General features: G+C 40.9%; 7 protein-coding genes and 1 pseudogene. 4 read left to right on the top strand and 4 right to left on the bottom strand.

Going from position 1 to position 10187, the window contains the following annotated elements:
* The coding region (locus tag PHY84_RS09295) for a hypothetical protein (protein ID WP_299859144.1) at positions 1 to 921 on the bottom strand (921 nt) is incomplete at its 3' end.
* A gap of 18 nt (positions 922 to 939) precedes the next feature.
* A complete protein-coding gene (locus tag PHY84_RS09290; RefSeq protein WP_299859143.1) occupies positions 940 to 1782 on the bottom strand; it encodes an OmpA family protein in 843 nt (280 codons plus the stop codon).
* A 462-nt stretch (positions 1783 to 2244) separates the two neighbouring features.
* Between PHY84_RS09290 and PHY84_RS09285 the strand changes: the two genes are divergently transcribed.
* From PHY84_RS09285 to PHY84_RS09270, 4 genes and pseudogenes are all read left to right on the top strand, one after another.
* On the top strand, positions 2245 to 3579 hold the full coding sequence (locus tag PHY84_RS09285; protein ID WP_299859142.1) for a TolC family protein: 1335 nt from the start codon (positions 2245 to 2247) through the stop codon (positions 3577 to 3579).
* A gap of 141 nt (positions 3580 to 3720) precedes the next feature.
* Positions 3721 to 5943 carry an ATP-binding cassette domain-containing protein gene (locus PHY84_RS09280; RefSeq protein ID WP_299859140.1) on the top strand — a complete coding sequence of 741 codons (2223 nt, stop codon included), beginning with the start codon at positions 3721 to 3723 and terminating at the stop codon, positions 5941 to 5943.
* Positions 5940 to 7106, top strand: a complete 1167-nt coding sequence (locus tag PHY84_RS09275) for an HlyD family efflux transporter periplasmic adaptor subunit (RefSeq protein ID WP_299859138.1) — start codon at positions 5940 to 5942, stop codon at positions 7104 to 7106. Before PHY84_RS09280 ends, PHY84_RS09275 begins: the two co-directional genes overlap by 4 nt.
* A 98-nt stretch (positions 7107 to 7204) precedes the next feature.
* A pseudogene (locus PHY84_RS09270) lies at positions 7205 to 7669 on the top strand (AAA family ATPase); the annotation flags it as partial.
* A 569-nt stretch (positions 7670 to 8238) separates the two neighbouring features.
* On the opposite strand, the gene PHY84_RS09265 reads toward PHY84_RS09270, so the two are convergent.
* Positions 8239 to 9561 carry a DUF4236 domain-containing protein gene (locus PHY84_RS09265; protein WP_299859137.1) on the bottom strand — a complete coding sequence of 441 codons (1323 nt, stop codon included), beginning with the start codon at positions 9559 to 9561 and terminating at the stop codon, positions 8239 to 8241.
* Between the two features lie 59 nt (positions 9562 to 9620).
* Positions 9621 to 9932 carry an excalibur calcium-binding domain-containing protein gene (locus tag PHY84_RS09260; RefSeq protein ID WP_299859136.1) on the bottom strand — a complete coding sequence of 104 codons (312 nt, stop codon included), beginning with the start codon at positions 9930 to 9932 and terminating at the stop codon, positions 9621 to 9623.
* Between the last annotated feature and the right edge of the window lie 255 nt (positions 9933 to 10187).

Here is a 10187-nt window from a genome sequence, read left to right as displayed (position 1 = left end):
AAATGTAGTGACACTAATCGGTCCATCTGCGCTGGTGCCGTCGATCACATTACCTGTAGCTGTCGTATCTTCATCGGTAGCTACGGTCTCATTGTTATCAGTAAAGTCATCATTCACAGGGTCAACAGTGATGACTTCGTACGCAATTGGACTTGTTGCCCCATCATTGTCTGTAACAGTGAAGGGAATTGTAACTGTATCATTAAAGTTAGTAGCAGGAACAAACACTAAACTCGCAGCTTCTGAAGGTGTAAGTGGAGTTGATGTACTTACAGGTGTTACTCCATCACTATAGTAAAGCACGCCCTCTGTTTCAGGAGGCAGTGTTGTAACATTGACTGAAACAATAGTGCCATCTTTATCTGTACCTGCAAGTGCTATTGGTATATTTGTATCTTCATCACCACTTGGTGTACTTGGAATTGCAACAGGAGCGGTATTGTTATCTCTGCCTCCGCCACCAAGAGCTGCCAGTGGAGCAAGAGCTCCTAGAGACCACCATGGAATCGCGGCGATCTCATCGTATTCTCCAAGCGCTTGAAATGAGGTAATCCCATCGTCAAGGTTTGATGCAATATAGTTGGAGTCAACTTCTTCAGGGACATAGCTGTAGTATTGATTGTCTTCTGCAATACCTGTCAGATCTCCTTCACCATGTGTGTAATAATCTTTTATAATGATTACGGAGTCATCTTCATCTTTATCTGTTTTTTTGATTTTAATTCTGATTTTAAGATCATTGCCATTTCGTGTCATTATAAGTTCGTTGGGCGCTTTGCCTATAGAAGGGGCAAAAAACTCATAAGAGCTATTTGGTTGCGCTTTTATGACCAGTGGATTTGCACTTGTTGCATTTTTATCTATATTGATTTTGGAAACAGTATGATCTTTGGTATTTATCACTTTTATGATATTTTTCATCTTTATATACCTCCCTTCTTAATTTTTGATAGCATTATAGCTTTTGCCCACAAACTCTATGCGAACTCTTCTGTCAGGTTGCAAACACTCTTTGAGCTTCTCTGTAGGAGTAACACCATGACATCCATCTGTCACCGGGGTACTTTTACCCATCCCTCTTGGGACCATAGGCGTAGTAACTCCTTGGGATTTGAGATAGCTTATAACACTTTGTGCTCTGGACAGCGAAAGCTTATTGTTGTACGCAACGCTACCGATCCTATCTGTATGCCCTTCTATAATCATCTGTTCAGCTTGAACAGATTTAGCTTGAAGAACTTCAGCAAGTTTGGTTAATTTCTCTTTGCCTTCAGGTCTAAGCGAGGAACTATCAAATGCAAAAAGTGCATCTGCAGAAATATCCATATATTTTAAACAATTTGGAACATAACGATTCACCACATAAGTGCCTTTGCTTTTTCCTTTTGTGATATTCTCTTTTGATGAGATGTTCACTACCTTGGGTTCCGCTAATTGCTTTGTGGTATCTACAAATATATACAACATTGATTTACTCGGTACATCAACTGTCGTATTTCGCTCATACATCTTATCGTCAACTCTTGTTGAGATACGCACTGGAAACTTCCCTGAACATACGCTTGTTTCTAAGTATTGATTGGACTTTATCACACCTACAATACGGTCCTCTACCATAAGCGTAACCGGTCTATCAGAAGATGCATCCCGATAAAACAAAATCTGTGCTTTATCATGCGTATAGATAATAGGGTCTAGCTTAGCAACATGCTTCGCTCCACACCCATTTATTAAAAAAACAGCAAATATTAAACCAACTACCTGGATATATCTTTTTCTCATTTGTAGCCTTTACTTTTTGTTGCAAATTATAGTATATTATAATGATATCAATATGACATTACATGTCAAGTTTCACCACGTTGTACCATTCCATTGAAAGCAATAACATAAACTTGACAGGTGAAATCTTAAAATTTGGGGTTCTATATCGAACCAACTCTTAACTGCTTTGTTGGGGTATTCCAACTTTAAATTCTTTTTTCAATCGACCGTGTTTTTGTTTATGTTTTAGTATATCAAGAAGTGATTTAAATCCGCTTTAAGACAACTTAATTAGATATAAAGTCTCTAGAAGGTACGATATACCGATGAAAAATTGGATAAGAAAACTTCAATTTGCACCTTAAAGAGTGTGAATTGAAGTTCAATCATAGAGGTGAAGATTGCTGTTAAAAATCTTCAGAAATGACCCTCTAAACTAGTCAAGCCCCATTTTAAATACATTGGGCAAAAAGGGGAACAGTGAGAAATATTTGTTTGATTTTGATTGTCGGACTTAGTAGTATGGTATGGGCAAAAGACTTCTATAGTGTCAATGAGTTGGTTTCTATGGTGATCAAAAATCATCCGAATATCAAAATGCAAGCGCATATGATAAGGGGTGCTGACGCCCAGGTAGAGAGTGCAAAATGGAACTATTTCCCGACACTCTCTTTGAGCGCGAACCAGGGTGTCAACCAAAAGAAGGCATGGGACGGAACCGTCGCAGTATCACAACCTTTGTGGACCGGGGGCAAACTGGACGCCACATATGATATGGCCGTTGCCAATCGGCATCATTCTGAATCCGGTTTGGGCGAAAGCGGATATATGTTGGTAGATGTATTGCTGAATGCACTGAAGAGCTATCTGAAATCTCAGGGTGATCTTGAAGCATTATCGGAGGGTCAAAAGCGGCTGAATACTCTCAAGGATATGCTTGCCAGGCGTATAGAAGCGGGCGTATCTTCCAGTTCGGATATGGAGCTTTTAAGGGCGCGGCTTTATCAGACGCAGACAGATATCAACTATGCAAAAGCGACTATGCAGGCATCACTCTCCCAGATAGAGCTGTTAACCAATCATAATTTTAAAGGAAAGCTGGAGGTTAAAGGGCGAACCTCTTTTGATTTCGATGCTCTGGACAATATGATAGAGATGATGATAAAAACCCATCCTACATTGAAGAGATATGATGCATTGATAGACTATGCCAAAGCGGAAAAATCACAGGCTGAAGCAGTCTTTATGCCGAATGTTTCTCTGAAAGTACAAAAGGGGATCGGAAGCGATGACTATTATAGCGACAGCACTAGAGAAACAAGGGTTTATGTCGGAGTTGATGCCTCATTTGGAGCTGGTCTCTCAGCAGTGTCGGGAGTAGAACAGGCAAAAGCGAAAATCATGCAGCTGAGACAGGAGAAGCTTGCAACCCGGCAGGATCTTATCAACAAGATTATGTTTGCCTATAATGACTATATCTCGTCTTCAAGTCGGGTGAATTCGCAATCTGGTTCGATCTCCTCATCCCAAAAAGTCTTTGAATCTTACACCAGATTGTTTCTGGCAGGGAAAAGGCAGTGGCTTGATTTGGTAAATACCTCCAGGGAATTGACACAAAACCAAATGGCATTTGCAGAGACCCAATCGACACTTTTGGTCTCCATATACCAGCTTTTACTCTTGAGCGGAAAAAGCGATATAATGAAGATATTGCCGGATACAGAGCAAAAAGAGCCAACAAAAACCGCATCGTCCGAAGAGACGGAAAAAGTATTTATCCCCTCTATGAATATATTGCCTGCCAAAGAGCATTAAAAAACGAAAACGGAAGCCAAGAAACACAGAAATGCTAAGCAGGAAGGATAACAAAAGGCGAGTAGAAATGAGTGTGCAGCATAAGAAATATCATTAATAATCTAGCATATATTGTTAAGAAATAAAAATGATGGGAGTTAAATGAGACCAAAAGAGAATGAAGCCAATAAGATTCAAGGTGAATTTTACAACAGTATTGAGGCACTAAAAGAAGATGGCGCATGGCTGATGCAAGTGTGTTCGCTACCGCATTTTTCAAATTTTCAACTTTCAAAATATGAGTATGATGCGCTTGAAAAACAACTCTTGACCCATAGTAGTGCAAGCAATAAAGTTACTGTTGTCTATTATGAGAAAATTTTTGATGCATTCAGCCTCATCAAGCCAAAATGGACAACGAGTATCAATGCAGAGATGTTGCCCTCACTTGCCTTAATTCCCGGCGAGGGGGCATGTATCGTACTCGAAGAGCTTCCAAACGGACAATACAAGTGCGACAGTAGGAAGGGGGTAAGATACCATAAGCTCGATGGGGCGGTGCTTTACACTCCTATACGGGAAAAAAGAAAAGCCAAAGCGAGCAAAAGTGCCTATGAGATGTTTAGGAAAGTTGCTCTCAAAGAAAAACCGCGTATTGTTCATGCGGCGATTGCAACATTTAGCATCAACTTCCTGGCTCTTGGAACTTCATTTTTCAGTATGCAGGTGTATGACAGGGTCATCCCAACCCATGGAATGTCCACATTGATGTGGCTTGTTGTCGGTGTATTTATCGCAATATTGCTGGAGATGATACTCAAGGTCGCCAGATCGGTGATTCTTGATCATGCCTCAGTAAAAATAGACAAAAGCTATTCACACAATATTTTTGACCGTTTTTTAAAGATCCGGCTTGATGCCATGCCGCAAAGTATCGGTACCTTGTCAGCCCAGCTTCAAAGCTATGCTACAATCCGCTCTTTTGTATCGACAGCGGCACTCTATTTTATTATAGACCTACCGTTTACCCTGTTTTTTCTTGCCATTATTATGATGATTGGTGGGCTTTATATGGGGTTGGTTCCCATGATATTCTTTCTCCTCTCACTGCTGATGGCATTTTTCTTTAAAAAGAAGATAGAGTTTCTTACAATGCAGTCCGTTGCAGCATCAAACAAAAAACTGGGCCTTCTTGTAGAAGCAGTAGAGAGTGTAGAGACAGTAAAATCTTCCGGTCACGGTTATGCTGTACTAAACAAATGGAGCGCCTTAAGCGAGGATGCTATTTATGATGATATAGGTATCAGACACTACAGTGAATTGTCAGGTTATATAGCAGCTTTTTTTCAACAACTGAGTTATGTCGGGCTTGTCGCACTAGGTGCATATATCGTCAGCACAACAGATACACTGACGATGGGGGGATTGATCGCTATATCTATCCTTTCAGGTAGAGTGCTCTCTCCTCTGGCAATGTTGCCAAACATATTTATACAGTGGGGAAGGGCGAAAATATCGCTCAAAGATATAGACAATATCTATGCACTGCCAAATGACAACGAAGGGATTGAAAGACCTCTTTTTCCTGAAATTCACGCACCGGTATATACTTGCAACAATGTAAAATTTAATTACGGTGAAGATATGGCAACTGTTGCTATATCCAATCTGACGATAAAACCTGGAGAGAAGATCGCTATCCTCGGAGTCATCGGTTCTGGCAAGTCCACTCTTCTTAAGTTGTTAGCCGGACTCTATGCGCCGACAGAAGGGAAGATTTTGCTTAACAATATCGATATTCAACAGATCGCAAGAGACAAACTTAGCGAAACGATAGGGTATCTTTCCCAAAATACTCGACTGATATCGGGAACACTTAGGGACAACCTTGTCATGGGGCTTGTCGGGGTGGATGATATGCAGATCATGGAGGCAGCGAAGAGAACCGGACTGAATATGCTGATCAACAGTTTGCCCAAAGGGCTTGATACGATTGTGCCCGAAGGCGGCAACAGTGTATCGGGCGGGCAAAAACAACTGATCGTTATCACAAGAATGCTGCTGACAAACCCGAAAATATGGTTACTGGACGAACCGACAGCCAATATGGATGATATGACAGAGAAGAGGATTATACATATTTTGGGGTCAAATATCTCAAAAGAGCAGACCTTGGTTGTTGTCACGCATAAGCCTGCATTGTTGAAACTGGTGGATCGGATTATTATCATGACACCTCAGGGTATTGTGATGGATGGTGCAAGGGATGAAATCCCTGGGAGGTTGGCAAATGCGCAACAACAGGCTGCAGCGCACTCTTCTGCAAAGACAGCTACTGCAAATACGCCACCCGCATCAAATCAACAAGAAAAGAGTAACGCATGAGAGAACACATACCATTGATCACAAAAGTCAATCCGTTATGGATTATTTTTGGCTCACTTTTTTTATTGATCGTTCCATTTTTGATCTGGTCACAGTTTGCTACACTGGATCAGATATCACATGCCGAGGGTCAAGTGATAGCTACCGCCAAAACACAGGAGATTCAGGCTGCCACTGATGGTGTGATAGAAAAGATATATGTCAAAGAAGGAGAGCATGTAAAAGAGGGACAGAGACTGATTTTGCTGGAACAGGAGAAGGCGAAAGCCGGATATGATGAGAGCAAGTCGAAAGTGGCGGCTTTGAAAGCAACGCTGATCAGACTTCAGGCTGAAGTGTTTGATAAACCTTTGGTTTTTCCCGATGAGCTTAAAGAGTATCCGGAGTTTATAGCAAATCAGACAGAACTCTTTAAAAGACGCCAGCAGGCGATTAGAGACCAGACTGCAGCGATCAACGAATCCCTGGCATTGGCACAAGAGGAGCTTGAAAACAACCTGCCACTTCTTAAGACGGGTGATATCGGTTCGGCGGAGATCATTAAGCTGAAACGACAGATCGCAGATCTCAAGGGAAACCTCTCAAATGTGCAAAACAAGTATTTTCAGGATTCACAAACAGATATGACCAGAGCGGAAGAGGAGCTCTCCATGAAAGAACAGGAGTTGGCAGATAGAAAAATTACTTTGGAGTGGACGGATATAAGGTCTCCCATGGATGCTATAGTTAAAAATATTCTTCTTACCACCAAAGGAGCAAGGGTCAGGGCCGGTGATGTCATCATGCAACTCGTGCCGTTCGGCGATAAGCTGATCATTGAAGCCAAGCTGCCGACATCGGATGTATCGTTTGTTCAGAAGGGTCAGAAGGTAGCGGTAAAACTGGATGCGTATGACTACAGTATCTATGGAATTTTCGATGGAGAGATCGCCTATATCAGCCCGGATACACTGATCGAGAAAACTGATAGGGGCGACAAATATTACTTTAAAGTGAAAGTAATATTAAACGACACAACACTGATTGCAAAAAACGGCAGAAGGATAGATGTCAGCCCGGGAATGACCGCACAGGTTGATATCATTACCGGGGAAAGAACTGTATGGCAATATATCACCAAGCCACTCACCAAAACACTGAATGAAGCATTTGTAGAACGTTAATAGCGTTCTGCTCCTAAAATGAGGGGTCTTATTTACTTTCAATTAATTTCGCTAAAGTATACTCAGCCTATTCATATATAGGCAGATAGGAGAAGAATGTGAGTCAAGTTATTGCCGATATTAAATCTGAGATATCCAAAGTTCTTGTAGGACAGGAGAAGATGGTTGAAGGGTTGCTGGCAGGCCTTATCTGCAGAGGCCATATCCTTCTTGAAGGTGTTCCTGGTCTGGCAAAGACCACAGCTGTCAACGCGCTGGCAAAGACGCTTGGGTTGAACTTCAAACGTGTGCAGTTCACGCCTGATCTGCTCCCTTCGGATATTATCGGGACAGAGATCTATGATCCTTCCAGCAACTCTTTTAAGATCAAAAAAGGCCCGGTATTTACCAACCTTCTATTGGCCGATGAGATCAACCGTGCGCCAGCGAAGGTGCAGTCAGCCCTGCTGGAAGTGATGCAGGAGCGTCAGGTAACGATAGGCGATGACACGTTCAAGATTGATCTTCCCTTTCTGGTCATGGCGACACAAAACCCAGTAGAACAGGAGGGTGCCTATGAGCTTATAGGCATCAATTATACGCCTCTCAAAACTGTTTTTAGGCTTGTTTATATCAATAGGGGCCAGTTGGGTATCAACTATCTCATCAAAGGCTTTTAAGCCCTTATTTTTGATCCTATAGATACTGATCTGAATTGCATTGCCTGATGTAGGCTTCAGGCGAAACAGTCTTGCTCTGTATTGATCGTTTTCAATCAAGCGTTTAAGTGTTGCATACGTTTGTGAAGACATCTTTTTGACAAGTTTGTTCATAGTGCGCAATACCCACTCTTTAGACATCTGTTTCACGGCTTTATTCTTGCCGCTTCTGCCTAATTGTGAGGTATTCCATTTACTCTCTGCCACCAAGACTTCTTTGATCTGACCACCTCGCAACTTATAGTAAAGCCCGTCAATACCGCCACGTCCTATCTGTCCTTCCATTTTGGTCCAACCGCTATTGGTATAAAAATAGTGCATCACGCATTCTGCGCTTGCACCATTGACTATGTTAAGGAGAGACTGTATGTCTTTTGCAAAAGATATGTTAAAAACAACCATAAAAAGCAAAAACATTTTATTGATAATTTTCATCATCCTAGTTTGGCAAAGGGCTCAATGGCTTTAAAAATTCCCATTCCTGTCATTTTCTTTCTTTTTTCAAATAAGTCCATTGCCGATATAGGATCTACTGCCTCCAAAGCATTAAAATCTATTTGAGAGAAACTATCCTTTTCGATCTTAAAACTGTAAAGGTAGTCATCATTGACTTTCCCGGTTGCCGGATCAAGTCTCTGAGAGTAGCCGGAAATAATTATCCCTTTAACGGTTGGAAGCGTAGCAAAAATTGTACCGGCTATTCTAAAAGCAATACCGTGGATATGCTTTGCATACTCAAGTTGAAGCTGTTTATTTGGCTTATTCTTGACATTCAGCTTTTTCCCGCTTGCTGCAATGGATGCAACTTTCTGTGGTAGATCCTCTATTTCCGGAAGATCCACGTCCACCCAGACTTCCTGCCCGTCATGGTCAATCTCATAAGATATCAGCGTCTCTCTTGGCCATGACAAAGTATTCAAAACGCCTTCAAGCATCTCTTCCATAAAGTTGGGATCTTCTCTCAATAGCACTTCAAAATTTTCTTTTATATGCTTTTGTTTTTTGTCGAATTCCTCTTTTTGAGATTTCCATTCTTTTAGATCATTCTCATATGCACTATGATGTCTCGATTTTTCCTTCTCCCATCTTTCCACATCGTTTTTGTACTTTTCTTCAATCGCCTCTAGTTGCTTTTGATGGGCTTCTCTTTTTGACTTAAAAAGTTTCGCAAAAAAACCCAATTTTGGGAAAGAATCTTTTTGGGGTCCATTGACGGCTATAGGCTTTTTAGGCTTTGGTTCTTCAAATTCCCTTATACTGTATTCCGGTAAACTATTAGGGTCTGTTGTTTCCTGATAGATATTTTCAAGAAGTTCAACGTCGCCGTTGATTTCGTCCGCCTGATCTTGCAACCAATTCAAGATAGTATCCGATTGCTGCTCCCACATCATTTTCAGTTCAGACCTTGATAGTGGATCTCCAAAAGAGTTTACAATATCAATTGAACCATTTTCATCAAGTTTCAGTGTAACCTTGGAGAGAGCCTCATGTTGTCTTTCCAATTGCCGAAGTTTTTCCTGTGCTTTTAAAAGTCTCTTTTCTTCTCTTTCCAGTCGTTTTCGGTCTCCGCCGTTATCCATTCTACTTCTGAATGATAGTCCCGTCCCGGTAATTCCTACATTGGAATAGATGCCTTGTTTCCCTATGCTTACCGATGCTCCCCTTGGTCCAACGCCAATACTTGATACACCATTTTTGCCGACATTAACTCTTATACCCGGTGCGATTTTAAAACTTTTTCTAAATCTAAATGCCATAATAACCCCCTCATCTCTTCTGTTTATAAGATTATATTGAATATTTTCACATATAAATATCAATGACAAATATTTTCACATGGAATTCCGTCATGATCTCGATCTAAACCTGCATGCCCGCATACATTCATTTGGTAATAAGCTTCGTCGCAACTTGTCATATACTTGCAATATTTTCTTTCACAACTATATTGTCCTGAATCAGTAGAAGCGTTGTTTATGGTTTTTTTGGGAGCAGACTTTTTGGCTTTCTTCCCATGACAATGATAGGTACCGCCTCGTTGATTGTGACACCCTTCAGAATTTGTTCTCCCCGGATGAGCGTATAGACAAGAAAGCGCAAGAACTGATACGGAAAAAACCTTTTGCATAAATCCTCTTTTATTGCTTTGGCTGATTTATTCTATCATTTTTATCCCGTGATTAGTTTCATTACCAAATTTCTCCAGATAAAAATATCTTTGCATTCATAGTTCTATTCAACCACCTTTCGATGATTCTGTCTAAAATACACATTTTATTTTGGATTATTTTAGGTATTTTGATCTTTTTGATGTAAAATATTCAAAAAGGGTTGTTTATCCAGTAAACACGCATTTTTTCTGTTGGGTATCTATGAGATTTCT

The sequence above is a fragment of the Sulfurimonas sp. genome (assembly GCF_028694605.1).
GTDB lineage: Bacteria > Campylobacterota > Campylobacteria > Campylobacterales > Sulfurimonadaceae > Sulfurimonas.
Note: the sequence above shows the minus strand (reverse complement) of the source record. Positions and strands in the feature narration are given on the sequence as shown.